This is a genomic window from Marinomonas sp. (assembly GCF_965225885.1).
Classification (GTDB): domain Bacteria; phylum Pseudomonadota; class Gammaproteobacteria; order Pseudomonadales; family Marinomonadaceae; genus Marinomonas.
In genome coordinates, this window is the sequence record NZ_OZ245329.1 from 1,147,907 (window position 1) to 1,173,892 (window position 25,986).

The 25,986-nt window shown below is 45.1% G+C and carries 24 protein-coding genes and 1 pseudogene; 18 read left to right on the top strand and 7 right to left on the bottom strand.

Annotated features, from left to right (window positions below):
- Positions 1–163: 163 nt before the first annotated feature.
- From ACO05V_RS05240 to ACO05V_RS05250, 3 genes are all read right to left on the bottom strand, one after another.
- Complete coding sequence (locus tag ACO05V_RS05240; RefSeq protein WP_421848217.1) at positions 164–847, bottom strand: DsbA family oxidoreductase; 684 nt, start codon at positions 845–847, stop codon at positions 164–166.
- Between the two features lie 213 nt (positions 848–1,060).
- Entirely contained in the window at positions 1,061–1,825 is a 765-nt protein-coding gene (locus ACO05V_RS05245; protein WP_421848219.1) for an SDR family NAD(P)-dependent oxidoreductase, read from the bottom strand.
- A gap of 72 nt (positions 1,826–1,897) precedes the next feature.
- Complete coding sequence (locus ACO05V_RS05250; RefSeq protein WP_421848221.1) at positions 1,898–3,358, bottom strand: NAD-dependent succinate-semialdehyde dehydrogenase; 1,461 nt, start codon at positions 3,356–3,358, stop codon at positions 1,898–1,900.
- Positions 3,359–3,597: 239 nt separating this feature from the next.
- Here ACO05V_RS05250 and araD point away from each other — a divergent pair, with 239 nt between their 5' ends.
- The 5 genes from araD to ACO05V_RS05275 all read left to right on the top strand — a co-directional run bounded on the left by araD (position 3,598) and on the right by ACO05V_RS05275 (position 8,749).
- Positions 3,598–5,319 carry an L-arabinonate dehydratase gene (gene araD / locus ACO05V_RS05255; RefSeq protein WP_421848223.1) on the top strand — a complete coding sequence of 574 codons (1,722 nt, stop codon included), beginning with the start codon at positions 3,598–3,600 and terminating at the stop codon, positions 5,317–5,319.
- Positions 5,320–6,087 carry an HpcH/HpaI aldolase family protein gene (locus ACO05V_RS05260; protein ID WP_421848225.1) on the top strand — a complete coding sequence of 256 codons (768 nt, stop codon included), beginning with the start codon at positions 5,320–5,322 and terminating at the stop codon, positions 6,085–6,087.
- Positions 6,088–6,097: 10 nt separating this feature from the next.
- Complete coding sequence (locus ACO05V_RS05265) at positions 6,098–6,646, top strand: TRAP transporter small permease (protein ID WP_421848227.1); 549 nt, start codon at positions 6,098–6,100, stop codon at positions 6,644–6,646.
- A 3-nt stretch (positions 6,647–6,649) separates the two neighbouring features.
- Positions 6,650–7,936, top strand: a complete 1,287-nt coding sequence (locus ACO05V_RS05270) for a TRAP transporter large permease (protein WP_421848229.1) — start codon at positions 6,650–6,652, stop codon at positions 7,934–7,936.
- Positions 7,937–8,002: 66 nt separating this feature from the next.
- Complete coding sequence (locus ACO05V_RS05275; RefSeq protein ID WP_421848231.1) at positions 8,003–8,749, top strand: TSUP family transporter; 747 nt, start codon at positions 8,003–8,005, stop codon at positions 8,747–8,749.
- Positions 8,750–8,865: 116 nt separating this feature from the next.
- Here the strand turns inward: ACO05V_RS05275 and ACO05V_RS05280 are convergent, their stop codons facing one another.
- Positions 8,866–9,603, bottom strand: coding sequence for a GntR family transcriptional regulator (locus ACO05V_RS05280; RefSeq protein ID WP_421848233.1), 738 nt, complete (start codon positions 9,601–9,603; stop codon positions 8,866–8,868).
- A gap of 238 nt (positions 9,604–9,841) precedes the next feature.
- On the opposite strand from ACO05V_RS05280, the gene dctP reads away from it, so the two are divergent.
- The 6 genes and pseudogenes from dctP (at position 9,842) to ACO05V_RS05310 (ending at position 16,871) form a co-directional block, all read left to right on the top strand.
- On the top strand, positions 9,842–10,912 hold the full coding sequence (gene dctP, locus ACO05V_RS05285) for a TRAP transporter substrate-binding protein DctP (RefSeq protein WP_421848235.1): 1,071 nt from the start codon (positions 9,842–9,844) through the stop codon (positions 10,910–10,912).
- 191 nt (positions 10,913–11,103) lie between these two features.
- On the top strand, positions 11,104–11,991 hold the full coding sequence (locus ACO05V_RS05290; RefSeq protein ID WP_421848237.1) for a hypothetical protein: 888 nt from the start codon (positions 11,104–11,106) through the stop codon (positions 11,989–11,991).
- Complete coding sequence (locus ACO05V_RS05295) at positions 11,992–14,094, top strand: phospholipase effector Tle1 domain-containing protein (RefSeq protein WP_421848239.1); 2,103 nt, start codon at positions 11,992–11,994, stop codon at positions 14,092–14,094.
- 12 nt (positions 14,095–14,106) lie between these two features.
- Positions 14,107–15,174, top strand: a complete 1,068-nt coding sequence (locus tag ACO05V_RS05300; RefSeq protein WP_421848241.1) for a hypothetical protein — start codon at positions 14,107–14,109, stop codon at positions 15,172–15,174.
- A gap of 20 nt (positions 15,175–15,194) precedes the next feature.
- Positions 15,195–16,280, top strand: a complete 1,086-nt coding sequence (locus ACO05V_RS05305) for a hypothetical protein (RefSeq protein ID WP_421848243.1) — start codon at positions 15,195–15,197, stop codon at positions 16,278–16,280.
- 13 nt (positions 16,281–16,293) lie between these two features.
- Positions 16,294–16,871 (top strand): annotated as a pseudogene (locus ACO05V_RS05310) (hypothetical protein).
- Between the two features lie 82 nt (positions 16,872–16,953).
- Here ACO05V_RS05310 and ACO05V_RS05315 read toward each other — a convergent pair.
- Positions 16,954–17,844 carry a LysR substrate-binding domain-containing protein gene (locus tag ACO05V_RS05315; protein ID WP_421848245.1) on the bottom strand — a complete coding sequence of 297 codons (891 nt, stop codon included), beginning with the start codon at positions 17,842–17,844 and terminating at the stop codon, positions 16,954–16,956.
- 103 nt (positions 17,845–17,947) lie between these two features.
- Here ACO05V_RS05315 and ACO05V_RS05320 point away from each other — a divergent pair, with 103 nt between their 5' ends.
- Positions 17,948–19,159: a Gfo/Idh/MocA family protein gene (locus ACO05V_RS05320; protein WP_072838819.1), complete on the top strand. Its 1,212-nt coding sequence runs from the start codon at positions 17,948–17,950 to the stop codon at positions 19,157–19,159.
- Positions 19,160–19,243: 84 nt separating this feature from the next.
- Here the strand turns inward: ACO05V_RS05320 and ACO05V_RS05325 are convergent, their stop codons facing one another.
- Both ACO05V_RS05325 and ACO05V_RS05330 read right to left on the bottom strand, forming a co-directional pair.
- The gene (locus tag ACO05V_RS05325; RefSeq protein ID WP_421848248.1) at positions 19,244–20,083 is read right to left on the bottom strand and encodes a 2OG-Fe(II) oxygenase family protein; all 840 of its coding nucleotides are present in this window, start codon (positions 20,081–20,083) and stop codon (positions 19,244–19,246) included.
- A gap of 100 nt (positions 20,084–20,183) precedes the next feature.
- Complete coding sequence (locus ACO05V_RS05330; RefSeq protein WP_421848250.1) at positions 20,184–20,339, bottom strand: hypothetical protein; 156 nt, start codon at positions 20,337–20,339, stop codon at positions 20,184–20,186.
- 299 nt (positions 20,340–20,638) lie between these two features.
- On the opposite strand from ACO05V_RS05330, the gene ACO05V_RS05335 reads away from it, so the two are divergent.
- The 6 genes from ACO05V_RS05335 to ACO05V_RS05360 all read left to right on the top strand — a co-directional run bounded on the left by ACO05V_RS05335 (position 20,639) and on the right by ACO05V_RS05360 (position 25,973).
- Positions 20,639–21,211 (top strand): YqgE/AlgH family protein, encoded by a 573-nt coding sequence (locus ACO05V_RS05335; RefSeq protein ID WP_421848252.1) that lies wholly within the window; start codon positions 20,639–20,641, stop codon positions 21,209–21,211.
- A complete protein-coding gene (ruvX, locus tag ACO05V_RS05340; RefSeq protein ID WP_421848254.1) occupies positions 21,211–21,681 on the top strand; it encodes a Holliday junction resolvase RuvX in 471 nt (156 codons plus the stop codon). Before ACO05V_RS05335 ends, ruvX begins: the two co-directional genes overlap by 1 nt.
- 47 nt (positions 21,682–21,728) lie before the next feature.
- Positions 21,729–22,226 (top strand): bifunctional pyr operon transcriptional regulator/uracil phosphoribosyltransferase PyrR, encoded by a 498-nt coding sequence (gene pyrR, locus ACO05V_RS05345; protein WP_421848256.1) that lies wholly within the window; start codon positions 21,729–21,731, stop codon positions 22,224–22,226.
- 238 nt (positions 22,227–22,464) lie between these two features.
- Positions 22,465–23,469 (top strand): aspartate carbamoyltransferase catalytic subunit, encoded by a 1,005-nt coding sequence (locus tag ACO05V_RS05350; protein ID WP_421848257.1) that lies wholly within the window; start codon positions 22,465–22,467, stop codon positions 23,467–23,469.
- Between the two features lies 1 nt (position 23,470).
- Positions 23,471–24,748: a dihydroorotase gene (locus tag ACO05V_RS05355; protein ID WP_421848258.1), complete on the top strand. Its 1,278-nt coding sequence runs from the start codon at positions 23,471–23,473 to the stop codon at positions 24,746–24,748.
- Positions 24,749–24,866: 118 nt separating this feature from the next.
- Positions 24,867–25,973: a diguanylate cyclase domain-containing protein gene (locus tag ACO05V_RS05360; RefSeq protein WP_421848259.1), complete on the top strand. Its 1,107-nt coding sequence runs from the start codon at positions 24,867–24,869 to the stop codon at positions 25,971–25,973.
- Positions 25,974–25,986: the final 13 nt, after the last annotated feature.

Genomic DNA, 25,986 nt, shown 5'->3' on the forward strand with positions numbered 1-25,986 from the left:
GATTATCTTCCCACAGATTGTGCTTTACCTTCCTAATACTATGTTTGGCTGATTTAAGTACTTTTTAGTTGCCATGATAATGAGTTGAAATAACAAAAAAGCCCCATGTTGATTTCCAATAACTGGAAAAACAACATGGGGCTTTTTGTTATAGACGACTTAATTAAGCGTCTTGTTGTTCTGCTTTCTGTTTCTCTGCTTTCTGTTTTTCTAGTACCTCTTCAATTGCACTTTTGAAGACTTCCGCTGGCTGTCCACCTGAAATCGCATAGGCGTTGTTGATAATCACAGTCGGCACCGATGTGATGCCATTCTGTTGCCAGATTTGTTCTTGCTGGCGGACTTCATCGGCAAAATGGTTATTCTCCAAAATGCCTTTTGCAGCGGCTGGGTCTAGGCCCACACTAGCGGCAAGGTTGGCCAGAACTGTGTGGTCGCTGACATCTTGATTGTGCGTAAAATGCGCTTTAAACAATGCCATTTTTAGCTCAGCTTGTTTGCCTTCTGACTGCGCCCAATGCAACAAACGATGGGCATCGAACGAGTTACGCATGCGGCTTTCTGGTGAGAAGTTGAAGTCAAAATCGACTTCTTTGCCGCGAGCTTGAATCATGGTTCTGTTTTGGTCTGATTGTTCTTTGTTGATGCCGTACTTTTCCGTAATGTGCTCGTTTAGATTTTGGCCTTCTGCTGGCATTTTCGGATTAAGCTCAAACGGCTGAAACGACAGTGTGGTGTCGACGGTATCGCTGAGTTGTTCAAGGGCTTTGTTTAGGTTTCCCAAACCGACCACGCACCAAGGGCACATTACATCGGAGATGAATTGAATGTCTAAAGAGTCTTTCATGAAGTATGACCTCAGTATGGTGTTTAACTATTAAACTATTCTTATGGGCAGTCTAGGGAATTAAAAGCACAAAGCATGAGAAAACAAGCTAGATACTTTTTGTTTGCAGAATCTAGGCAATATATAGGCCGTTTGAGTACAAGAAGAGGAAGTGAGAAGAGCACGGCTCAGAATGGTTTCTAAACCGTGATTTTAGCGGAAATAGCGTATTTTTTATACGATGCCAGCGTCCACAACAAAGTTTTGTCCTGCACACGCGCGGCTGTCTTGAGAAGCAAGAAACAATGCCATGGCGACAATATCGTCCGGCTCAATACGGAATTTAAGCGATTGCACATCGATAAACTCTTGATCCAATTCAGGCGTTAGCCAAAGTGCTTTTTGGCGTTCTGTGACCACCGCACCCGGAACAATGGAATTGACTCGAATGCCGCGAGGGCCAAGTTCTCGTGCCATGGTTCGTGTCATAGTATGGATTGCACCTTTTGATGTAGTGTAGCCCACCATACCAGCACGGCCACGCATCCAACTGATCGAGCCCATATTGATGATGCTCGCGCCTTCTTTCATCCATTTCGCCGCGGCTTGCATGCCAAAGAAGTGCGGGCGCATATTGATGTTTAAACAGTTGTCCCAGTATTCCGGTGTGACGTTTTCGATTTTATGACGATCGTCTTTGCCCGCGTTGTTGATCAATACGTCTAAGCGGCCGAGTTCTTGTGCTGCGTCGTCGATGGCGGATTGCAAGGCGGCAATATCACGGACATCGACTTTTCTAAACCAAGGTGTCACCTTAAATTCGTCAGTCAGTTTTTGGTTTAACGCAGTAGCGCTAGTGTCATCAATATCGATGTAAGCAACGCTTGCGCCTTGCCCCATGAAGTGACGAACAAGGTATTCGCCAATCCCTGAGCCACCGCCAGTGATAAAGACTACCTTGTCTTTTAAAGATGGGTATTGGTTGGTTAATGTCGGCATTTACTATTCTCCGGTCGACAAAGGACGGGGATGCCTGGGTTTCAGTAGACACCCCCTGTTGTGATGAATCCGTTATTTATCTAAACCGGCGACACACACGTATTTCGTATTGATGTAGTCATCAATGCCGTATTTCGAGCCTTCACGGCCAAGGCCGGATTCTTTGTAGCCACCAAATGGCGCGACTTCTGTGGCGATAACACCTGCGTTCACACCGACTAAGCCCGTTTCTAACGCTTCTGCCACACGGAAAATACGACCAATATCACGAGAGTAGAAGTAAGACGCTAGACCGTATTCTGTGTCGTTCGCCATGGCAATCACGTCGTCTTCTGTTTCAAATTTGAAGATAGGCGCTAAAGGTCCGAAGGTTTCTTCTTTGGCAAACAACATGTCCTGAGTGGCATTGGCGATAACGGTTGGGTGATAGAAGTTGTCACCTAATTCATGGCGTTTACCACCGGTAACGACTTTGCCGCCTTTGCTGATGGCATCTTGTACATGCTCGTCCACTTTATCCACGGCGGCACGGTTAATTAGAGGACCTTGTTCAACGTCTTTTTCTGTCCCGTTGCCCACTTTCATTGCTGCCACTTGAGCGGCGAATTTTTCGACGAAGGTGTCGTAAACGCCTGCTTGAACATAGATGCGGTTGGCGCAAACACAGGTTTGGCCTGCGTTACGGTATTTAGACATCATGGCGCCTTTAACGGCCTCGTCGATATCTGCATCATCAAACACAACAAAAGGCGCGTTACCACCCAGCTCAAGAGAGACTTTCTTCATGGTGTCGGCACAGTCTTTCATCAGCAATTTGCCGATAGGGGTAGAGCCTGTGAACGTCAGCTTACGAACGACGGAAGAGTTGGTTAAAGTTTTGGCGATGGTGCTCGCTTTACCGACAACGATATTAATAACACCCGCTGGAATACCTGCTTCGATGGCAAGAACGCCCATTGCTAAGGCGCTTAATGGCGTTTCGGAAGCTGGTTTGATGATCATGGTACAACCAGCAGCAAGCGCTGGACCAGCTTTACGAGTGATCATGGCCGCAGGGAAGTTCCAAGGTGTAATAGCAGCACACACACCAACCGGTTCTTTCATGACTAGGATACGGCGATCTGGTGCGTAAGTTGGGATCATGTCGCCATAAATGCGCTTGCCTTCTTCTGCGAACCATTCAATAAACGACGCCGCGTAGCCGATCTCACCACGAGACTCTGCCAGGGGTTTGCCTTGTTCTGCGGTCATTAGCTTCGCTAAGTCTTCTTGGTTTTCCATTAATAGATCATGCCAACGACGTAATAATGCGGCGCGTTCTTTGGCGGTTTTCTTTTTCCAAGTTTTTTGAGCGGCTTCAGCAGCGGCGATGGCTTGTTCGGTTTGCGCAGCACCAACAGTCGCAACAGTTGCTACTAATTCACCGTTTGCAGGGTTAAATACATCTAGCGTGCTGCCTTCTGAAGATTCAACCCACTCTCCATTGATTAAACATTTTGTTTGCAGGAGTGCTTTGTTTTTTAGTTCAAGCATTGCGGTACCTCTATTAGTTTGTTCGTTTTATATTTAGGTTGTTACGGTTCGTATTTATTTCAAGCCTCTGCTTTTCACCACGATTTTGTGCACTATTTTTAATGACGGGTGGGATAGTTCTTGACTTATCTTATGTCTTATATAAGAGTTATATCACAAGTTTGAAGAAGCCGTAAACAAGCATTGTTGGTTAAGCGCTCAAACGATAAAAATAAACACTGTAAGAACAGGACAGCATCATGGCAAAACGTATCGAAGACCTGCGCAGTCAGCGTTGGTTTGCTCCTGACAATATGCGAGCTTTTGCGCATCGACAACGTACGCAACAGACTGGATACAAGCGCAGCGATTTTATGAATCGCCCCGTTATTGGCATCATTAATACCTGGAGCGACATCAGTACTTGTCATACTCATCTTAGAGAGCGTGCCCAGTTTGTCAAAGAAGGCATCATTCGCGCTGGCGGTTACCCTTTAGAAATGCCAGCTATGTCGCTGGGTGAAGTGATGGTGAAGCCAACCACCATGATGTATCGAAACTTCCTTGCGATGGAAACTGAAGAGCTACTGCGCAGTCATCCGATTGACGGTGCTATTTTGATGGGCGGTTGTGACAAAACCACACCGGGCCTATTGATGGGCGCTATCAGTATGAACATTCCAGCTATTTATATTCCAGCAGGAGCGAGCCTAAACGGTAATTTTAAAGGCGAAAAAATTGGTACGGGCACCCATACTCGAAAATATTGGGATGAAAAACGCGCGGGTAATTTAAGTGATGAAGATTGGCTTGAACTAGAAGCCAAAATGACCCGTTCTGTGGGAACGTGTAACACCATGGGAACGGCGTCTTCGTTAACCTCTATGGCCGAAGTATTGGGTTTTTGTTTACCCGGTTCTGCCACTATTCCTGCGGCCGATTCTGCACATCAACGTCTATGTTCTTTGGCGGGTGAGCGCATTACCAAAATGGTATTTGAAGACCTAACACCAAAATCCCTTGCCACCAAAGAAGCCTTTGAAAACGCCATTGTCACTTATGTTGCGCTGGGTGGTTCCACCAATGGCATTATCCATTTAATCGCCATGGCTGGGCGTGCTGGTATTGATTTACCCATGTCTTTGTTTGATGAATGGGCACGCAAAGTCCCTGTTATTGCCAATCTTATGCCTGCTGGCGAATATCTGATGGAAGACTTGTTCTACGCGGGTGGCTTGCCAGCGTTATTAACTCGCATTAAAGATTTCTTGCATCTGGATCAAGGCAACGTGAATGGTCGTACCTTGGGAGAGAACTTGGATGGCGTCGAAATCTACAACGACGATGTAATTCGTTCCTTAGACAATCCGGTCAATGATCGCGGCACAATTGGTGTGATCACCGGAAACCTCTGTCCAGATGGCGCGGTGTGTAAGCCCTCTGCAGCGTCGCCGCATTTGTTAAATCATCGCGGTAAAGCCTTGGTGTTTGAAAACCACGCTCAAATGACGGCGCAGATCGACGACCCCAACCTTGATGTGGATGAGAATACCGTTTTAGTGCTTAAAAATGCTGGGCCAATAGGCGGTCCGGGTATGCCTGAATGGGGCGGGTTACCGATTCCGAAAAAGCTTTTGCAGAAAGGCGTGCGTGACATGGTGCGTATTTCGGATGCACGCATGAGCGGCACTCATTACGGCACCTGTGTTTTACACGTCGCGCCGGAATCTTATGTTGGCGGGCCGTTGGCCTTTGTTCGAACCGGTGACTGGATCGCGTTGGACGTAGAAAAACGTACGCTGAATTTAGAAATTAGTGATGAAGAAATGGCCGCACGAAAAGCGGCTTGGGCACCACCACCACCAAAGTTTGCTCGTGGTTATGGCGCTATGTTTTCAACCCATGTCACCCAAGCAAACGAAGGGTGCGATTTTGACTTTTTACAAGGTGACGCTGTCATCGATGAACCGGAGATATTCTAAATGAGCAAGACGATTAACCCATTTAAGCAGCGTTTACTGGATGGTCAGAAGTTGATTGGTGGTTGGACCTTGTCTGGTAGCCCGACTGTGGCAGAAGCGATGGCATTTTTAAACTATGACTATTTGGTGGTGGATTTAGAGCACAGCCCTGCCAGCATTCATGACACGACTCCAATTTTGCGTGCAGTCGAACAAACGCCAACCGCAGCGGTTATTAGAATGCCAAGTCATGATCCGATTGCGATTAAACAAGTATTAGACCAAGGCGGTATGACCTTGTATTTCCCATTTGTTGAATCGGTTGACGAAGCGAAAGCCATTGTTCAGGCCAGTATGTATCCTCCATTAGGCAAACGTGGCTTTGCCAAAATGCACCGAGCGGCGCGTTATACCACGCGTGAAGATTATCCTACAGCCGCCAATGAACAAGTGTGTTTGATCCCTCAATTGGAAACCGTTGAGGCGTTAGCGCTAGCGGTAGAAATCGGCAAGGTGGAAGGCGTCAGTGCAGTATTCATTGGTCCTGGAGATTTGTCGATGACAATGGGCTTGCCAGGTCAGGTGAATCATCCTGATGTGCGCGCCAAAATCGTTGCCTGTGTGACAGCTTGTAACCAAGCGGGGATTCCTGTGGGAACCGTTATGCCAACACCTGATGATGCCAAATGGGCATTAGACGTTGGTTTTAGTTTTGTGTCGATTGCCAATGATCTGGCCAATATGTTGGGACAGTGTAAGGCGCATTTGGCGCAAATGAAGAACTCGTAAAGGTGTCTCTATGCTTTTATTAACAAGAATAATAATGTTACTTGGGCAGGTAAATTCTGCCTTCGTGTTCGTTTTCAAGTATCTGGCAATCACCGCGGTTGCGGTGATGACGGCGTCGATTCTCGTTCAGGTGTTTTGTCGTTATGTGCTCAACGACTCATTACCTTGGTCTGAAGAGCTGGCGCGTTACCTGATGGTTTGGATGACGTTTTTGACACTGCCTGTGGTCTCTCGCACTAAGCAACATGCGGCGCTGGATATTATTTTAGGGTCTTTACCAAGACGCTTGAGCTTGCTGCTGGAGTTGGTGTTGTATGTATTGGTCGGGATTGTCTTGTATTACGCGTTTAATAAAAGCCTAGATTTCGCCCTAAAAGGGACGCGCATGTTAGCCACGGCGCTGCCTATTACCAAAGCTTGGTCATACATGGCGATGCCGATTGGTTTTGGCGTCATGATGCTGGTGTATATCGAACTTTTCTTAATTGGTATTGCGCGTCTTTTTAATGAATCTAACGACGACCATTTTGTGTTGTCAGATAGCGAAAGCGAGGGATAACCCATGGGTATTTCATTTTTCTGGATTTTGCTTTCTGTGATGTTTTTGGGGATGCCTGTTGCGTTTGCTTTGTTGTTTGCGCCGGGCTTGAGCTTGTTCTTAGAAGGTAAAGAGATGTTCTATCTCTTGCTGACACAGCGTCTGTACAACGGTATTGATAGCTTCCCTTTGATGGCGATTCCGTTTTTCATGTTGGCGGGCGAGGTAATGAACCGCAGTGGTATTACCTTGTCGCTTGTACAAGTAAGCCAAGCCTTCATTGGTCATTTGCGCGGTGGTTTGGCGCAAATCAATATTTTGTCTTCCATGTTGTTTGCAGGCCTGAGTGGCTCTGCGGTGGCGGATTGTTCTGCGTTGGGGAAAATGTTGATCCCAGCGATGGAAAAGAACGGCTACTCGCGTCGTTTTGCGTCGGCGGTGACGGCAGCGTCTTCGGTGATCGGTCCTATTATTCCACCAAGCGGCATCATGATTTTGTACGCGTTTGTGATGAACGTATCGGTGGGTGGTTTGTTTGCCGCTGGCCTTGTACCGGGTGTTTTGGTTGGTGTTAGCTTGATGGCGATGACGTGGTTTTTGGCACGTCGTCGTGGTTACAAAGTGGCCTCTGAAAAGGCCACATGGAAAGAGCGTGGCACAGCAGTTAAACAAGCTTTTTGGCCATTATTAACGCCAGTTATTTTGCTTGGCGGTATTTTGTCTGGTGTATTTACACCAACAGAAGCGGCGGCTGTCGCGGCTGCCTACGCTTTGGTTGTTAGCTTGATGTCGAAAACCATGACAGTGAGTAGCTTGCCAAGCTTGTTTTACGCGACGGCTAAATCGTCCGCGGTGATTTTGTTCCTTGTCGGCAGTGCGGTGGCGTTTTCTTCGGTGATCAGCCTATCTGGCGCGCCACAAAAAGTCGCTGCGATCATGGTTTCTTTGACTGAAAATCCATTGCTGCTACTGCTGATTATTAACTTGCTACTTTTATTTGTCGGCATGTTCTTAGATGCCGGCCCTGCGATTCTGATTTTAGGGCCGATTCTTGGTCCTATCGTGACGCAGTTTGGTATTGATCCTTTGCACTTTGCCATTGTGATGTGTGTGAACTTAACCATAGGTTTGACGACGCCACCCATGGGCTTGGTGCTGTTTGTTGCCTCTAGTGTGAGTGGTGAGCGAGTCGAGACGATTAGCCGTGAAATGTTGCCTTATTTGGCTGTGCATATCTTTGTTATTTTGCTGATTACCTATATTCCAGCTTTGACGATGACCTTGCCTCGTTTACTTGGCTTTGCCTCCTGATGGAGGCTAAGCAACTGGTTTTAGACATATTGAAGTGTGTAACAAACGAGAGGGGCTTTTAAGCTTATGGACAGTTCGAGCCTGCTTTTATTATTGTTTTTTGCTCTTGGCAGTTACATTCAGGCGACGACGGGATTCGCTTTTGGATTGATTGTTGTGAGTAGTGTATCGGCATTAGGTTTAGCGCCTATTGAGGTCACTGCGTTTGCGGTGAGTGTGTTAAGTCTTATCAATGCGGGGATCGGGCTTTATGGTGGGCATTGGCGAAAGATAAATCGTCGTGCTTTTTGGGGCTTTGTTTTGCCTTGTTTGCCAGCCATTTTTCTTGGCGTGTGGTTGCTTGGCTACCTTGGCGAAAATGCACTGGGCTGGCTGAAGTTCAGCTTAGGTTTGTGCATTGTGGTCAGCAGTTTAGTGATGATGCTACAAGCTCATAGGGTGAGAAAGGAATCCTCCGCTGGCGCTTTTGCTGTCAGTGGTGTAATTGGTGGCGTTATGGGGGGGATGTTTGCGACTTTTGGCCCGCCAATTACCTTCATGATGTATCGCCAGCCAGATGATCAGGCCAGAATACGTGCGACCTTATTAGGGATATTCTGTTGCACGGCGGCATTACGTGTGGGATCGGTCAGCATGACACAGGGAGTCGAGATCGAGACTTGGTTGTTATGTGCTCTGGGCTTTCCTGTGGTTGTGATAGCGACCTTAGTAGCGAGAAAGTTTCCGGTGCCAATTTCTAGTCGAGCGATGCGCTTTGTGGCGTTTAGCTTGTTGCTACTGTCTGGTGTTAGCTTGATGTGGCAGGGCTTTTAATAGGGATGAAAAGCTCTCACTAAATAGAAAGGCCATAAAAAAAGAGCGCATTGACCCTTGTTGTCAGGCGCTCTTTTTTTAGTTGGTTAATTTTGCTTGTTAATTTAGATAGTCAGTTAATTGAGTTCGACAAGATAATGTAGGTCTTGGCTATTGGCTCGGCTGATTCGGTACTCGACAGTGCGTCCATCTAATGCACGAGCAGTTCGCGTTATTTCTAACAAAGGCTGACCTGCGGCGATGTTTAAAACGCTTTGGTCTTGCTCATCGGCCAAAACCGCTTTGATTTTGTCCGTGGCCTTGTGAACAGTAATATTGAAATGCTGTTGGTAATAGTGGTACAGCGAATGTGGCAGCTTTTCTTCTTTGTCTAAATCCATGAAGTAGCGATGAGGAAGGTAAATTAGTTCACGTATGGATGCTGTATTTTTTATTGAACGTACACGATGAATTTCAATGACTTTTTCATCTGGTGCGATATCAAAAAGAGTGCGTAGGCTGTCATTTGGTGTGATCAAGCGTGTTTCGAGTAATTGCGCATAAGGCAGCTCGGGAACATCACCGTTATCACTTTTGAAATGAAAAAAGTGAAACATCATTTTTTGCAGTGTGTGCTCTGATACAAAAGTGCCAACACCTTGACGACGAAATAAGACATTGTCCTCGGTTAATGCGTTAAGTGCCTTTCGAACCGTTCCCTGACTGACGCCAAGCAGGTCTGCAAGTTGAAATTCACTCGGTAAAATCTCACCTGGCTTCCAAGAACCTTCGATAATTCTTTCCGTAATTAACTCTTGAACCTGTTTATACAGAGGTTTGAAGGTTGGGGATGGCTGCGGTGTACTGACTGTCATGGGTTGCCCTGCTTTGTATCGAATCAATTTAGAATACCAGACGAAATAAAAAAATCTGTTATTTTCTTGCACTTTATGTCTTATATAAGATATAAAACAAGACATGACAAGAAAATAGTGAATTTTCTATAAGTAATCTCTTTTGAGACAGTCTTATGAATGACCTATTTATTTGTTTACCACTTGCGTGATTCAGAATAAAAAAAGTGATCAAAGAATAAAAAACGGAGCCTTCGAAATGAAAAAAACCGCTTTACTAAAAAAGACCACAGCTGCTTTTGTTCCAACATTAATGGCGGCGAGTTTGTCTCTTGCTGCTATGCCTGCACTGTCGGCTGATTATGATTTCAATATTGTCCATCTTTCTAATACCAGCGATGAAGATTATGACGGCGCTGTCGTGTTGAAAGACTATGTTGAAGCGCACTCAAACGGTCGTATTCACGTTAATATTTATTCTGGCGGTCAGCTATGTGGTAACCCAACAGAATGTATTGAAGCGCTGCAAGCTAACTTGATCCAAGTGTTTAATACCACGACGGGTGGTTTGTCGAATGTTTTCCCAGAGATCCAAGCGCTGGATATTCCTTATATATTCCCAACAGATCGTGTTGCTGAATGCGCCTTGAATAATGAAATGTTGGTCGGACCAATTCGTAAAGAGTTGCTAGATCGAACAGGTACTATGCGTTTAATGACCATTGGTAATACGGGCGGCTGGCGTAACTTTGCGACAACCAATAAATTGATTAAAACACCTGCTGACGTGAAAGGTTTGAAGATCCGTACGATCAATTCGCCTATTCAAATGCAGCTTGTGAAAGCGATGGGTGGCAGCCCAACGGCTGTGCCTTGGCCAGAAGTGTATACTTCATTAGCAACTGGTTTGGTGGAAGGCACTAAAAACGGCATTACCGACATTATGGGTATGAAGTTTAATGAACATATTAAATATATGACGCTAGATGGTCACGGTTATATGGCGTCTATGTGGTGGATGAATAACGATTCTCTGAAAGACATGCCTGAAGACCTTCAACACATCATGATGGATGGTTTCGATGCGTTGCGTGAAGTGACAACTGTGATGCCAAAACGTCGTCAGATTGAAGCCTACAATGAGTTTAAGGCATCTGGCGGTACGGTTTATGCGCCGACAGCAGAAGAAAAAGCGCAGTTCCAAGAAGCGGCGAAACCAGTACGTGATTGGTTTGTGAACGAATATGGCGCTAAATGGGTTGAAACCACAGAGAACACGGTTAAATCCTGTGAAGCCTCTATTAACGAAGCTTATATGGCGCAGAACTAATCTTAATAAATCCTTCTGAACGGTGATTTTCCGTTAGGCCAGTGCTTGCACTGGCCTTTTTTTGCCTAGAAAGTCTGACACACAGGAAGTTCATTAAACCGGTATCAGATGCTTTAAAAGTTTGCTTCAATACTCAGTAACAAATAGAATCTTCGTACTAAAAATCAATAGCTAATGACAAGGATTTGTCCATGACATACCGCCTGATTAAGCTGGAGAGCTTAATGGAGATGGAGTTCTCTTCTGTGGAAGGCAGCTTGGAACAAATAAACGAGCGCGACCTCCACTCTATACTGCCTAAAGGCATGAACGCCGCGGCGTTACTGGAGCAGGTTTCTGCTGGGGAATACGTTCTCTCTACCGATTTTCCCACAACGCCCTTACTCATTCGTCCAAGTAAAAATCTGGGTGCCGGCCAATGGGAAATCAACCCAGATGCCGAATCTGAGTTTCAGCCCTCCGCGTTAACCGCACTGACACAACGTCTTAATATGATGGGACAAGGTGCGTCTTCAGCGGCCTTCGATAATCAGAACCGGGGCAATCTTCATCCCGCTAAAGAACCTGATTACACACCAGAACCTGTCGTGCCTGATCGAAGTTCCCGACCACATCAAGCGCCTCTCGCCTACGAATATAATATTGAAATTGCTTTTTCCGCCAAGAACCCGAACCTTCCTGTTGGTTTGAGCACAGAATTATTCGACACAAAGCATAAGATAGCAAAAGGCAATTGGACCGCAAGTCCAACCACCCATGGCACAAAATACACTCTAAAAACCGACTCCAATGAGCCGCATCACTTGAACTTTCGTGCCGCTAAAAACACCATGGGACTTTCCCTGAAAAATGTCACCATGGTGCCATTAGGGTCTGGCAAGGTGAATGACGCCTTTCTTCCCATTATGCCCACCGTGCAATTCGGCGAGCGTTTAGGTTTTGCCACCACAGGCTACCTTTACCATTTCAAAGGCAATACCCTCGTCCAAAAATACCAATGGCAAGGTGACGAAACCTTCAGTCCAATGCCTGATAACATAGCCGATTACACCTTTCGCCATGCCAGAATGTCATTGTAGGTGTATTGGAAAATAGCCGGCAAAGTGGTGAAAGACCAATATCTAGTCTACCGAGCTGAGTCTCTGAGCAATACTGAATTAAACCAAGTCTCACCAGAATGGCTAGAACAACACGGTGTGCATTTAGACATCGACGCCTTATTAAAAGTCACCCAAACACCGCTACTGGAAAGAGACAACTACGAAAAAGAAAACATTAAAGCCGACATCACGATCCATACCGTCATAGAAGACCCAAGCACACAACAACGGGAAACCTGGGCAGACATTGCCAAACAATACGGTTTATCAGCCAAAGAACTGTTGAATCAAAATCTCAGTTACCATGATAATCCACTGGCGCTCAAAATCGGCGACACATTAACCATTCAGCTTAGTGAAGCGGAAAAGCCCGTCGTCTTTGATCGCTTTGAATGCCCACCAGAAGCGCCCAGTACTTACAACAACCCGCACAACAGTCACTATGTTAGTGATGAAACCAGCATCACCGTCACCAACAGCGCGCCAATTTTTACTTTGGAAAAACGCAAAGTTAAAAAAGGTCTACCGCTGGTCAACGTTAAACCGGAACGCATCTTACGCATTGGCGTGTTTTTTGATGGCACGGGAAACAACAAAACCAACGATGCTTACAAAGAAGAATCTGGTGATCACTCCCGCACCAACATCGCTAGGTTATTTGAGGCTTACCCAGAAGAAACAGGGATCTCTGCGAAAATTTACGTGTCCGGCGTTGGTACATTGGATCTGGACGAAAAATCCGCAGAGGAAAGAAAAGCAATCATCGATGCTGGCAATGACATGCTCTCTGCCAGTTTGGCAACTGGACTATTTGATACCGGTAGCGCTTTTTTAAAGTGGCAAAGCTTACTTCGTGATTTGAAAAACATAATTGATGGCTTAAGCAGAGAAGGCACTTATCAAAATATCACTCATATCGCTTTCGATGTGTTTGGCTTCAGCCGCGGGGCCGCCTTAGCACGACATTTTATTAATGCTCTCAACAAAATGGGCTTTCCCGATTACGACACAATTAGAGAAACAAACTGGTATCACACACCTTCAGGAACGCACCCCAATTTATTAGGTGGAACCCATTACGAACGATACAATGCAAATAACGACGGTTACCATGCTGACACTACTCGTACGACCAGCGTACGCTTTGTCGGGCTTCTCGACACAGTCGGGTCTTTTTATTGGCCTGGCAATAACAAGGAAGGCGAACTTGAACTTGAACTCCTCTCAAAAAGTGCGAAACGCGTATTTCACATTACTGCCCATGGGGAATACCGTACTAAATTCCCACTCACCACCCTGAAAACAAAAGGAAAGCTACCACCGAACTTCTATGAAGAAGTTTTCCCCGGCGCTCATTCAGACATTGGTGGGGGATATCCATTTAAAGCTCAGTATAAACCAGACAATAAGCTCGCTCCTGTGTTTGACGTTCCCACGCTTGCGACTTACCGACTGGAGTTAATCAAAGTAGAGGCAATGTACACACTACAAAGTACACGGGAGGATAAATGGAAGGCCAGAATTCATGGAGGCAATGACTCTGATATCGATATTATCCGTCACGAAACCGTTAAACGTCTCAATAATAAATGGGATGAAGAGTCTATTGATAAATATAAGATACATGGCCGTGTCACTCATGACCACGCTAATGTGTATTACTACCACCTACACCCCATGGATGCCAGCTTAGCTGGGCTGACCCAAGAACGTCTTAAGCAGCAAGCAGAGCTAGCAGGGATAGAATGGAACATGAACAAGTATATTCAAACTCAAGATTACAAAGATAATGATCGAGTGAGAGAGCTATGGAATAAGCTATCAAGCAAAACCATCGGCACCATACAAGCAGCAGACTGGCAAACAGACATCGCGCAGATTGACCCTCCTGTCACCCATAACTCCCATGACCTAGCAACCCATATCGGGTTTAATAGTATAAAAGAGGTGTTGGTAAATGGCGTTAAAAACAATGATCAGTTTATACAACGCACAGCAGATCAAATTGTTGACACGCCTGTGCGTACTATTTACGACAACAATATTCCCTGTCCTTCGATTAAAGCAGAACCGAATACTTAAGGAAGTAACAGCATGAAGCAAATGATCACACGTCTGTGCCTAGTAATGTCTATTCTTGGCCTAACTGGCTGCCTATCCATGGAAAGAGAATTGGGGACCGTCGCTCAAAATGGTAACGCGGGCAGTTTAGATGGCGCATACAATCTATCTGATATCTGGGTCACCAGTGTCAATGGTGGTAGCGCTGGCTTTGGCTATGGGGCGGTCAATGGCTATCCAGGAGCCAGTGCCAGCATCGGCATTAGCGTGCCTAGACATATAAAGGGTTACTGGGCAAAGGAAAGGGAAGATGGCCCTGGCTTTCAATCCTACTATCGAATCTCCGCCGATATAGACAGTGAACTGGCAGAAAAGAAAATCCGGACACTACAAAACTATTATCAGAACTTCAAAAGTAAATGGGGACGAATGCAGGTTGAAGTTGAACAATCCAGAATCATGGTTTTATATACTCAAGGTTGCTATGACAACCGAGTCGATTGTTCTGCAAGAGAGAACGCAGACCCAAATGGCTATGTAATTCGCTCTCCGGCAGACACAATTGATGTAGTTGCTCTATTCGATGGTCATGGTGAATCTTCCCCCACACCTTTCCCTGGCTCGCCTTATGATGAACGCCGGGTTCTAATAGAACCCTTTCATTTGGGGAGAAATATCACCCTAACCGATACGGAAGGTCGAACCGCCACAAACAGCAGAAACATTGGCGACTTAACCCGAATTCAAGGAGACTGGACTGTTTATGAGAAAACAGATGATCCTACCGTCTTTATTGATCACTATTTCCATATCAACACCTTAATTGATACCGACGCCGTAAAAGAAAAAATACAAATCATGCGGAAAGGCTTATCCCATAAATATTTTTCGACTCGAACCTTCATAACCATTGATGATAACGGTCATATCAAACTGTATTATCGCCTGATATGTGATTCGAAGAAAGAATGCGATAATTTACAGGAGAGCCGAGGGTCTTCTTTCATTATTCGCTCTTCAGATTACTTCCTCGATATTTTGCTGTTCGAAGGCAAAGCCGAAGAGCTGGATACGCCTTTCGAAAATAAGAGCGATACCTGAAGCTTGTGAGCGAACCATTTATGACAATGTTTAAAGCAATCACAATGAAAACATTAGCCTTCTGTATTCTGGTGACAGCGCTCATGGGATGCAACGATAGTGAAAAAACATTAGGCACCGTCGCTAAAATTGGCAACGCGGGCAGTTTAGACGGTGCCTACAACCTGTCCGACATCTGGGTCACCAGTGTCAATGGTGGTAGCGCTGGCTTTGGCTATGGGGCGGTCAATGGCTATCCAGGGGCCAGTGCCAGCATTGGTATCAGTGTGCCTAAACACATAAAGGGTTACTGGGCAAAGGAAAGGGAAGATGGGCCCGGCTTTCAATCCTACTATCGAATTTCCGCCGACATAGACAGTGACCTAGCAGAAAAGAAAATAAGAACAATGCAAAACTATTATCAAAACTTTGAAACGATTTGGGGGACCATGCAAGTTGAGGTAGAAAAAAGTCGCATTCGAGTTTTTTTTGATAGTGGCTGTTCACCTTCTCTGAAAACAAACGACTGCACTCCCAAAGAGGGAGCAGATCCTAATGGCTGGGTTGTCAAAGCCCCCGGCTCCATTAGATATGTAACGGTACTTTTCGATGGTCAGGGTGAATCCTCCACTACACCATTTCCCGGCTCGCCTTATGATGAACGCCGGGTTCTAATAGAGCCCTTTCACTTGGCGAGAAATATCATCCTAACCGATACAGAAGGTCGAACAGCCACAAACAGCAGAAACATTGGCGACTTAACCCGAATTCAGGGAGATTGGCGCGATTACATCGGTGAAGATGAGACAGGAAAGTCTATGTATCGTTTCTTTCATATTGATGAGCCAATTGATACTGCGTCAGTAAAAGAAAAAATACAAATCATGCGTAAGGGCTTAGCTCACAAGTACTTTGCTACAGTGACTTACACAGAAATTAATGATGACGGTTATATTAAAATTTATTACCGATTGGATTGTAATTCAAAAGAAGGATGCGACAGTTTAGAAGAAAGCCGCGCATCTCCTCTCGTGATCCGCTCCTCTAAGTACAAGCTCGATATTTTACTGTTCGAAGGCAAAGCTGAAGAACTGGATGCGCCTTTCGAAAATAAGAGCGATACCTAAAGACCTGTAATCGATGACAATGAATAAGCTGCTCTTAATCCTCGCCACTTTACTTATGCTTACGGGATGTGAGGAAAAACCCTTTTATGTCGCCAGTATTGGCAATGGCGGTAGTTTAGATGGCCCATATGTTCTAGGACCGATTGGTGTGGCTGATGTGTTAGGAGGCGGCGGCTTTGGTTATGGCGCAGTGCCAGTGCCGACATTGGCCGTATGGGGGTGCCTAAACATATTGAAGGCTATTGGGCGAAACAAAATCCCAATGCACGTGGCTATGTCGCTTTTTATCGTATTTCCGCCGACATCGACAGCGAGTTAGCGGAGAATAAGATTCGGACTTTGAGGAATTATTACCAGTTTTTTAAAGGCAAAACCGGCTCGATGCAGGTACTGGTAGAGAGAGAAAGAGTTAGAATTTTTTATACATTATATTGCTCTCCTTCTTACGATGACTGTACACCAAAGCCTAATGCCGACCCAAATCATTGGGTAGAAAAAGCACCTGAGTCGGTTCGCAATGTTGTCGTATTGTTCGACAGTAAAGGCGAGGTGTCATCAACCCCGTTTCCTGATTCGCCTTATGAAAATTAAGCATAAATAAAAAATAATCGTTAATAATGGCTAAACCACTGTCTAAAATTCCTTGTTTTGTATCTAGTTGATACTTTCTATTTTATTTCGGCACCTGCGCTTGAAGGTGGGCGATTAATCTTTCCATCAAGGGCGTTAGGCTGTTTTTACGCCATACAAAGTGGATGTCGAGCTCTGGTAACACGCCATCAATCGGGCGGTAAGTTAAGCCTTCTCGTTGGTCGAATTGTGTGGATTCTGGAACAAGTGCGATGCCAACGCCTGCGGCGACTAGGGTGCGAGTGGTTTGGGTTAATCGAGCAATTTGCACAATATTAGGCTCGACACCTGCAGCATGCAGATGATGCATTATTTGGTCGTACAATGACGGATGAGCTTGTCTAACAAACGAGATAAATGGCAGCTGGTGTAGGTCACTTAAAGGCACACTTTCTTTTTGCGCGAGCGGATGATTCTCAGGCAAGGCGAGAAGGTGTTTTTGCGTTTCATAGCCTTGGTGTTCTAGGTCGGTGATGTCCATTAGGGGATTAAGGAAGATCATCGCCAAATCGATTTTCTCTGTTCTTAGCGCATCCAATGCATGGGTCGTGGTCATTTCTTCTAGATTGAGTGTCACGTCATGATTGTCTTGTTTGAACTGAGCAATGCCTTTGGAAAAATGCGGCGTGCCAGCCGCCCAAACAAAACCCAGTGATAGGTTGCCTGATGTGCCGTTGGCAATACTTCGAACTTGTTCTTGTATCTTTTCCCAGTTCTGCAAAAGGGCCCTTGCTTGAGGTAGTAGGGCTTCTCCTGCAGGCGTCAGAGAGACTTTCTGGCTACTACGCTCAAAAAGTACGGCACCGAGTTCATCTTCGATGGCTTTAATTTGTTGTGACAGAGGTGGCTGGGCAATATGCAAGCGAACCGCAGCGCGCCCAAAATGCAGCTCTTCCGCTACGGTAATAAAATAATTCAGTTTTCTAAAGCGCATGATATCTTTTTCATATTAAGCATGTGATTAACATATATTAGACATAATGATGCGCTTTTCCTATCTTAGCCTTACAAAATAATTCTAAGTTAGGTGAGACACCATGAGCAGAGAAAAAATCGACGGACAACTATTTAGCTACACAGGTCCAGCGTTTCATTATATCAATGAAGAAGAGCGTCACTTCTTCGCCAAAGAGCCAGCGCAGTTTCGTGTGAACCTGATTGGTTGCGGCATGATCGGTATGGAACACATGCGCGTGGCGACTCGCGTTGGTCGTTCTGCTATTCATGGTGTGTTCGATCTAAACGAGCGCAGCGTAAAAGTGGCCAAAGAAGAGTTCGCTAAAATCACTGATGAAGACTTCAAGGTCTATGACAGCCTAGAAGCAGCCTGTAATGACCCAGAAGTTGACGGCATTTTAATTTGTACACCGAACTTTACTCATCTTGATGTCCTAAAAGTGGCGATCAAATCGGGCAAACACATCTTCATGGAAAAGCCGATGGCGACCAAGTTAGAAGATGCCTACGAAATTACTAAAATGGCTAAAGAATACGGCGCTGTTTTGCAAATCGGTTTGCAGTACCGCTATAAATCCATCTATTCCGAAGCCATTCACGAAGTGCTAGAACGTAAAGCGGTCGGTGAAGTGAAGATGATCAACATCATGGAGCACCGTATTCCCTTCCTTGATAAAGTGAATCAGTGGAACAAATTCTCTAAATTCTCTGGTGGTACGCTGGTGGAAAAATGCTGCCATTATTTTGATTTGATGAACCTGTTTGCTCAATCTCGTCCAGTACGCGTTTATGCTAACGGTTCCCAGTCTACCAATTTCCGTGACTTCGAGTTTAAAGGCGAAAAATCTGACATTCTGGACAGTGCTTTTGTCACTGTTGAATATGAAAATGGCGTTCGCGCTGGCTTTAACCTTTGTATGTTTGCGCCTATGTTCCATGAAGAACTATTGGTCTGCGGTGACGAAGGTAGAGTGAAAGCGGCTGAGATTGAAGACTTCAGCGAAAACGCACGTTTGCGTACCGAAATGGAAGTTTTCTGTGGTCAGAACCGTCCATCTAAAACCTCGCAGCCAAGCTATCCTAAATTGATCGAAGCGTCTGGCCACAATGGTGCAACCTGGTTCGAGCATATTGCTTTTGCTGATCAAATGGCTGGCAAAAAAACCAACAGTGCAACAGTAGAAGAAGGTTTCTGGTCTGTTGTGGTGGGTTGTGCAGCGGAAGAATCGGTAAAAACCGGCAAGATTATCGAAGTGGCAGAGCTGCTTAAATCTAAAGGGATTGATCTTTAAAGTAGTCAGTTTTATTTATACGGCTTAAATAAAAAATGGATGATCGATGGTCATCCATTTTTTTATTGAGAACTTGCTTGGTCTTTAAAGTACGCCCAGTTCCACTAAGCGTTCATGTAAATAGCTTTTTGCCGTATGGCGTTCGGAAAGAACGACTTCAGGTTTTGGGTGAAGGAACAAAGGTAAAGAAATGCGCGACTTGGTTTTGTCTGCGCCTTCTGGGTTAATCACGCGATGAGACGTTGATGGAAAATAGCCGCCAGAGGCTTCTTGTAACATATCTCCGATATTAACCACCAAGGTACCAAAGTCACAAGGTACATCCATCCAATAACCATCTTTTGCTTTCACTTGTAAACCAGGTTCGTTAGCGGAAGGCAATATGGTCAATAAGTTAATGTCTTCGTGAGCGCCCGCCCGGATCGCCCCGAGTTCTTCGTCACCTTTCAATGGCGGGTAGTGAAGTACGCGAAGCAATGTCTGATCACTGCCTTCTACCATGCTAGAAAGAGATTGCGAGTAATGCTTTGCTACGTCGGCAGGTGAGTGTTTTTCAACCCATGCTAGCAGTTCGGATGCCAGCGTGTTTGCTTCTGCATAATATTGTTCTAATAGCGCTTTTTTATCTTCTGGGCATTGTCCCCATGGATAATAGTGAAAGTACTCTTTAATGTCTTTTTTAGTGTGGCCTTTGGCGGTTTCTGAAACATCAGGCGGGAAAAATCCGTCTTGTGTTCCGACATTGTAGCGATAGTCGTATTTAGACTCGCTATCAAAGAAGGTTTGCCATTCTTTATAAATAGCAGACACCAAATCTTTTTGAATAGGATGGTTTTTAAGTACGCCAAATCCTGTTTCACGAAGAGATTTTACAAAGTCTTCTGCGGCAGTTGGGCTGGTGTAATCGATTGCTTGTAGTTGCATTTTTTGCTTCCTCTGCCAATAGCTGGCGGTGTTGTCTTAACAGATTGAATAAGCACCTTTTGAATGATGCTGTTGGTTTTTAATGACAATACTTGGAAGTCTAAGAAGACCAGCCACTATGGAAAAAGTAGCGTAAATCGACAGTTTCGGCTTGGTAGTGTTGAATCCATTGCGCCAAACTCATCGCATGAAGACGATCAAATATCTCGGCGTGAGCCAATTGTGTTTGAACGTTTTGTGATGAAAGTAAGGACAAGGCATGCCTCCAAAGCTCGAAAAAGGTACTCTTAATCCTATATTAAGGATTAAGAGTGCTAGTTTACTGTTTGAAATGTGAGTTTTGAAGAGATTCGGTAATAATTTGTAGTTTGGGGGTAGGCAAACGCTCTGTTTGTCCTATACTGCAGGAGTCGGCTGTTTTTATTTGCCGTCTTCTTTTGATCTTCTCTACATATATATCACGTCTTAATTGGCGAGTTTTGTCTTAAGTTCAGGTACTTCTTAGGTTTTAGTAACTAGCGCGATCCTTGCGCTGTCATCAATTAAAGAGGGCTCATGACTATGAATGCATTTTTCGATTCGTTTAAAAATCACTTTTTAATTTCTATGCCACACCTAGACGACCCACACTTTGAACACACTGTTATTTATCTTTGTGAACACACCAAAGAAGGTGCGATGGGGATTATTATTAATCGTCCCTCAAATGTTGATTTTACCGAATTGGCGGATCACCTTGGTATTCAAATTCACAGCCCACGTTTAACCTCTGAGCCAATTTATACGGGCGGCCCAGTGGAAGCTGAGCGCGGTTTTATTTTGCATACAACAGATAAAGTCTGGAGCAACACTTTACGAGTGACTGATGAAGTCTCTCTGTCGGCGTCTTTGGAAGCGTTGGAAGATATTGCGCAAGGCAATGGGCCTGATGCCTTTCGTATTACCCTAGGTTGCGCTGGCTGGGATGCTGGACAGCTGGAAACAGAGATTGCAAATAATGATTGGCTGGTATGTGAAGCGGATTTAGACGTATTATTCCACACACCAAGTGATATGCAATTTACCGCCGCAACGCGCGTGTTGGGAATTGATATGACAAGACTTTCACCGGATATAGGACATGGTTAATGACAGGGTCAATCTCTACAGAAACATCGTTAGATGATAACCAGAAGCCCAATACTGTTCGCTCAGTATTGGGCTTTGACTTTGGTACCACGCGTATTGGCGTTGCCATTGGTCAGAGTATTACTGGCACTGCTCAGCCGCTTGACCCGCTTAAGGCCAAAGAAGGCATTCCCAATTGGGATGAAATCACGCGTGTTGTAACAGAATGGAAGCCGGATGCTTTTGTCGTTGGCTTGCCATTAGACATGGACGGCTCAGAAAATGAGATGTGTCAACGGGCGCGCAAATTTGCCAAACGATTGCATGGACGTTTTAACCTTCCTTACCATATGATGGACGAACGGTTATCTTCTTATGAAGCCAAGGGGCAAGTCATCGCTCGTGGAGGCAATCGTAATTTTAAAGAAAATTCGGTAGATGGTTTGGCCGCTCAAATGATTTTAGAGACTTGGTTTGCAGAGTCTTATTAAGGATTGTTTGCTACACGGTGTTTTATTATGAAAAGGTTTGAGAAACAATGAAGTTAGATTTAGAGCATTCTCTGGCGTCGATGAAAACGCAATTGGCAGAGTACTGTAAGAAGAACAACATCGAAGATGCCATTGTTGTAGGGATTCATACAGGTGGTGTTTGGGTTGCTGAGCGCTTGATGGAAGCCGTGCCAACGACAGAGCCTTTGGCGACGTTAGACATCACTTTTTATCGTGATGATTTCACCAAAGCTGGCCTGAACCCCAAGGTTAATCAAACTTTATTGCCAGCGATTGAAGATCGTCACGTGATCTTAGTGGATGATGTCTTGATGTCTGGACGTACGATTCGAGCGGCAATGAATGAAATATTTGATTTTGGTCGACCTGCCAGTATCACCTTGGCAATTCTCTACGACCTTGGTCAGCATGAGCTGCCTATCGCCGCAGATATCGTGGGCGAGCACTTATCACTTAATACTGACCAAAGGGTTAAGCTGACTGGGCCGACACCATTGGGTGTTTCTGTAATTGATACCCATTAATATGCATAACAAAGCTTTATTTTTTGTCAAACACGTACGACAATTAGCGTATGGATAAGATTGACGATACAGCGGTTAAAAGAATCAGATTTCACCAAAAAAATACGGTGGGACAACCGTTTAGTGTCATTAATGCCCGGTTGCAGTTTTCCTGTACCGGGCATTTTCCTATCTGAACTTCCTATTTTAAATAGAGAAAGACGACACCATCGTCTTTGCAGTTTGAGGAAAGCAAACCATGATGCGATCCGAGCCTCGGGCATTACAGTTAAATGAACACGGGCAGCTTAAGCACTTTTTAACGCTGGATGGATTGGACAAAACCATTTTGACGGAGATTCTCGATCGAGCAGATTCTTTTCTCTCAATGGGAGAGCAGTCAGTTAAGAAAGTGCCTCTTCTTCGCGGTAAAACCGTGGTGAATTTGTTTTTTGAAAACTCTACGCGTACTCGTACTACTTTTGAATTAGCCGCAAAGCGTTTGTCGGCGGATGTCATCAACCTAAACATTGAAACATCAGCAACCTCGAAAGGGGAATCCTTACTGGATACCCTGAAAAATTTGGAAGCGATGCAAAGTGATATGTTTATCGTCCGTCATTCTGACAGTGGCGCCGCACATTTTATTGCCGAACACTGCACGCCTAACGTGGCAATCATCAATGCCGGTGATGGACGTCACGCTCACCCAACCCAAGCCATGTTAGACATGCTGACGATTCGTCGTCACAAAGGCAGCTTCGATGGCCTTAAAATCGCCATTGTCGGCGATATTCTTCATTCTCGTGTGGCACGCTCACAGCTTCAAGCGCTGACAACTTTAGGTGTTAGTGATGTTCGCTTGGTTGGTCCAAAAACCTTAGTGCCTAGTTTCTTTGCAGAAATGGGCGCGACCATTTGTCATGATTTAGAAGCAGGCTTAAAAGACGTCGATGTGATTGTTATGTTGCGTTTGCAGAAAGAACGCATGAAAGGTGCTTTGTTGCCGAGTGAGAGCGAATTCTATCGATTGTATGGTTTGACGGAAGAGACGCTTGCTTGGGCAAAACCAGATGTAATTGTGATGCATCCAGGGCCAATTAACCGTGGCGTGGAAATATCTTCAGAGGTCGCAGACGGCGAGCATTCGGTCATCTTGAACCAAGTCACTAATGGTATCGCGGTGCGAATGGCGGTTATGTCGATGGCGATGAGCGGCCAGTTGCAACGTGATGAAACGCCAGCAGCGAAGGATGAAAAATAACATGAAATTACGTATTCAAAACGGTCGTTTAATCGATCCGAGCCAAGATATTGATGCGGTAACGGATCTGTTTGTTGATAATCAAAAAATCGTTGCGATTGGCGAAGCACCAGAAGGATTTGAAAAGGCTGAAATTGTCGATGCATCTGGTCAATGGATCTTGCCCGGTTTGGTGGATCTTGCGGTTTCTCTTCGCGAGCCCGGCCTGACACAAAAAGGCACTATTGCCACTGAGGGTCGTGCCGCCGTGTCTGGTGGTGTAACGACTTTGGTTTGCCCTCCTAATACGCGTCCAATTGTTGATACGCCTGCGGTTGCTGCGCTGATTCAGGATAAAGCTGACGAAGCTGGCATGGCGAATGTATTTCCGCTTGGTGCGCTGACGCAAGGTTTGGAAGGCGCTCAGCTTAGCAACATGGTCACCTTAACGGATGCTGGTTGTATCGCTTTATCGAATCATCGCCACCCAATGGCAAGCACCAAAGTGTTGTCTCGCGCACTTGAATATGCTGCGACACATGATTTGCTGGTGGTTTTTCACCCTGATGAACCCAGTCTTTCAGAAGGCGGTTGTGCTCATGAAGGCTTGATGTCGACCATGCATGGTTTGGCGGGGATTCCTGAAGAAGCAGAAACCATTGCTTTGATGCGTGATTTGTTACTGGTTGAAAAAACCGGCGTACGCGCACACTTTGCTCGTTTGTCTTGTGCTAAGTCTGTCGAGATGATCGCTGACGCAAAAGCCTCTGGATTAGACGTGACGGCCGATGTGGCGGTGCATAACCTGTTGTTAAATGATCAGGTGCTGAGTCGTTTCGATGGTCATTATCATGTGCTACCACCGCTACGCAGTGATGAAGACCGTTTGACCTTGATTGAAGGCGTTAAAGCGGGTGTTATTTCTGCCATTTGTTCAGATCATCAGCCACATGAAAAAATGGCGAAAATTGCGCCATTTGCGGCAACAGAACCAGGTATGGCGAATGTCGAAATATTGTTGCCTTTGGCTATGCAGCTGATGGATGAAGGGGATTTAGACTTTTCGACTGTCTTGACTTGCCTAACCTCTGGCCCAGCGGCTTGCTTTGGTTTAGAGGCTGGCTCTTTATCGGTTGGCAGTTTTGCAGACTTTATTTTGTTCGATAGCACGGCTCGTTGGACGTGGTCTTATGACTATCGTAAGACAAAAGGACATAACTCACCTTACTTTGGTGATGAATTTGTCGGGCGTGTAATGTCGACCTATATCTCCGGTCAACGCGTCTATCAGGCCGTTTAAGCTTATTTAGTAAGGCTGATTGAGAGTTTTTCTTTCACTTGGCCTTACTATTTCTTTACTTTTTATATTAGCCAGTTAATCTAGTTTGAATTACGGATTAATATGGTTTTAGTATTTTATGTCTATCGACTCTTCAAATTCATTGCTCAAGGAACAGCAGGTACTGCAGTCTCGTGTTGCATATCTGGAAAAAGAGCGAGACTTCATAAAAAGCTTGTATGGCGACATGCCACAGATGCTTCAGTCTATATCCAAAGGCGCCTTATTAAGTACCTCGCTTAATCGTTTTAAGAACAAAATGCAAAGCCAGTTGCCCAATGCTTATTGTCTTTTTATTGTGTGTGATAAAGAGTGTTTGCTGTGGCGTTTACAATTTACCGATTTGATTAGTGATGGTTTACTAAATTCAAATGGCCAGTTGAGCATAATTCCTCAAGCTCTGATTACCTTTGCGGCGAGTCCGTCCTGTCCCAAACGTCATGATATTGATATTCAAACGGCACCGGGTTGGAATCACTGGTTGCCGTTCTTAAAGGATCATGCCTTTTCTGATGTCTCTATGGTCAGTGTGTCGGACGGTCAAGGTTCGATTTATCTTATGTTGGCGTTTCAGCGTGAAGAAACTCGCCTTGAAGGTGAACTGATGGCACTTGCGTTAGACAGTTATGCCGCTTGGTTAAGTGCAGTGTTTGAGCGAGAAAAAGCGGATTATTTGCTCCTAGAAGACAGTCACCGAGATCCGTCGACAGGTTTGTTGCGACGTTATAGTTTTGATAACAGTTTTGGTATTGTTTTAAAAGATTCTCGTCGTCATTTTCAGCGAGCAGCGTTACTTTCTCTTCGATTGCTGTCTTCTTCAAAAGTGAATGAGACTGACTTGAAGCTTTTGGCTGAAGTAATGAGTGAAACAGTGCGAGATAATGATCTTATCGCCCATTACGATGAACGTGAGTTGGTCATGGGGATTCGTATTCAGCATTTGGAAGACGCTGAAATTGTCGCCGCAAAATTATTAAAGTCTCTAGGTTCTCCCAAGTTCTCAGACAACCGTTTAATACGCGAAGGATTGTCTATTGGTATTGCTTTTTATCCTGAGCACTCATCGTTGGACGCTCTTCATCAAGCCGCTTTATTTGCTGCTAATTCTTTGAAAAACACGTCTGGATATCGCCTTGAATTTCATGGTGAGTGTTATGACTCGAGTGCGGACTTTTATTCCTTGTAAGTGTTGCTTATAA

Excerpts from the sequence above, each read along its gene's own strand:
- ACO05V_RS05240 (WP_421848217.1), bottom strand. The coding sequence starts at position 847 with ATGAAAGACTCTTTAGACATTCAATTCATCTCCGATGTAATGTGCCCT.
- ACO05V_RS05245 (WP_421848219.1), bottom strand. The coding sequence starts at position 1,825 with ATGCCGACATTAACCAACCAATACCCATCTTTAAAAGACAAGGTAGTC.
- ACO05V_RS05250 (WP_421848221.1), bottom strand. The coding sequence starts at position 3,358 with ATGCTTGAACTAAAAAACAAAGCACTCCTGCAAACAAAATGTTTAATC.
- araD (WP_421848223.1), top strand. The coding sequence starts at position 3,598 with ATGGCAAAACGTATCGAAGACCTGCGCAGTCAGCGTTGGTTTGCTCCT.
- ACO05V_RS05260 (WP_421848225.1), top strand. The coding sequence starts at position 5,320 with ATGAGCAAGACGATTAACCCATTTAAGCAGCGTTTACTGGATGGTCAG.
- ACO05V_RS05265 (WP_421848227.1), top strand. The coding sequence starts at position 6,098 with ATGCTTTTATTAACAAGAATAATAATGTTACTTGGGCAGGTAAATTCT.
- ACO05V_RS05270 (WP_421848229.1), top strand. The coding sequence starts at position 6,650 with ATGGGTATTTCATTTTTCTGGATTTTGCTTTCTGTGATGTTTTTGGGG.
- ACO05V_RS05275 (WP_421848231.1), top strand. The coding sequence starts at position 8,003 with ATGGACAGTTCGAGCCTGCTTTTATTATTGTTTTTTGCTCTTGGCAGT.
- ACO05V_RS05280 (WP_421848233.1), bottom strand. The coding sequence starts at position 9,603 with ATGACAGTCAGTACACCGCAGCCATCCCCAACCTTCAAACCTCTGTAT.
- dctP (WP_421848235.1), top strand. The coding sequence starts at position 9,842 with ATGAAAAAAACCGCTTTACTAAAAAAGACCACAGCTGCTTTTGTTCCA.
- ACO05V_RS05290 (WP_421848237.1), top strand. The coding sequence starts at position 11,104 with ATGACATACCGCCTGATTAAGCTGGAGAGCTTAATGGAGATGGAGTTC.
- ACO05V_RS05300 (WP_421848241.1), top strand. The coding sequence starts at position 14,107 with ATGAAGCAAATGATCACACGTCTGTGCCTAGTAATGTCTATTCTTGGC.
- ACO05V_RS05305 (WP_421848243.1), top strand. The coding sequence starts at position 15,195 with ATGACAATGTTTAAAGCAATCACAATGAAAACATTAGCCTTCTGTATT.
- ACO05V_RS05315 (WP_421848245.1), bottom strand. The coding sequence starts at position 17,844 with ATGCGCTTTAGAAAACTGAATTATTTTATTACCGTAGCGGAAGAGCTG.
- ACO05V_RS05320 (WP_072838819.1), top strand. The coding sequence starts at position 17,948 with ATGAGCAGAGAAAAAATCGACGGACAACTATTTAGCTACACAGGTCCA.
- ACO05V_RS05325 (WP_421848248.1), bottom strand. The coding sequence starts at position 20,083 with ATGCAACTACAAGCAATCGATTACACCAGCCCAACTGCCGCAGAAGAC.
- ACO05V_RS05335 (WP_421848252.1), top strand. The coding sequence starts at position 20,639 with ATGACTATGAATGCATTTTTCGATTCGTTTAAAAATCACTTTTTAATT.
- ruvX (WP_421848254.1), top strand. The coding sequence starts at position 21,211 with ATGACAGGGTCAATCTCTACAGAAACATCGTTAGATGATAACCAGAAG.
- pyrR (WP_421848256.1), top strand. The coding sequence starts at position 21,729 with ATGAAGTTAGATTTAGAGCATTCTCTGGCGTCGATGAAAACGCAATTG.
- ACO05V_RS05350 (WP_421848257.1), top strand. The coding sequence starts at position 22,465 with ATGATGCGATCCGAGCCTCGGGCATTACAGTTAAATGAACACGGGCAG.
- ACO05V_RS05355 (WP_421848258.1), top strand. The coding sequence starts at position 23,471 with ATGAAATTACGTATTCAAAACGGTCGTTTAATCGATCCGAGCCAAGAT.
- ACO05V_RS05360 (WP_421848259.1), top strand. The coding sequence starts at position 24,867 with ATGTCTATCGACTCTTCAAATTCATTGCTCAAGGAACAGCAGGTACTG.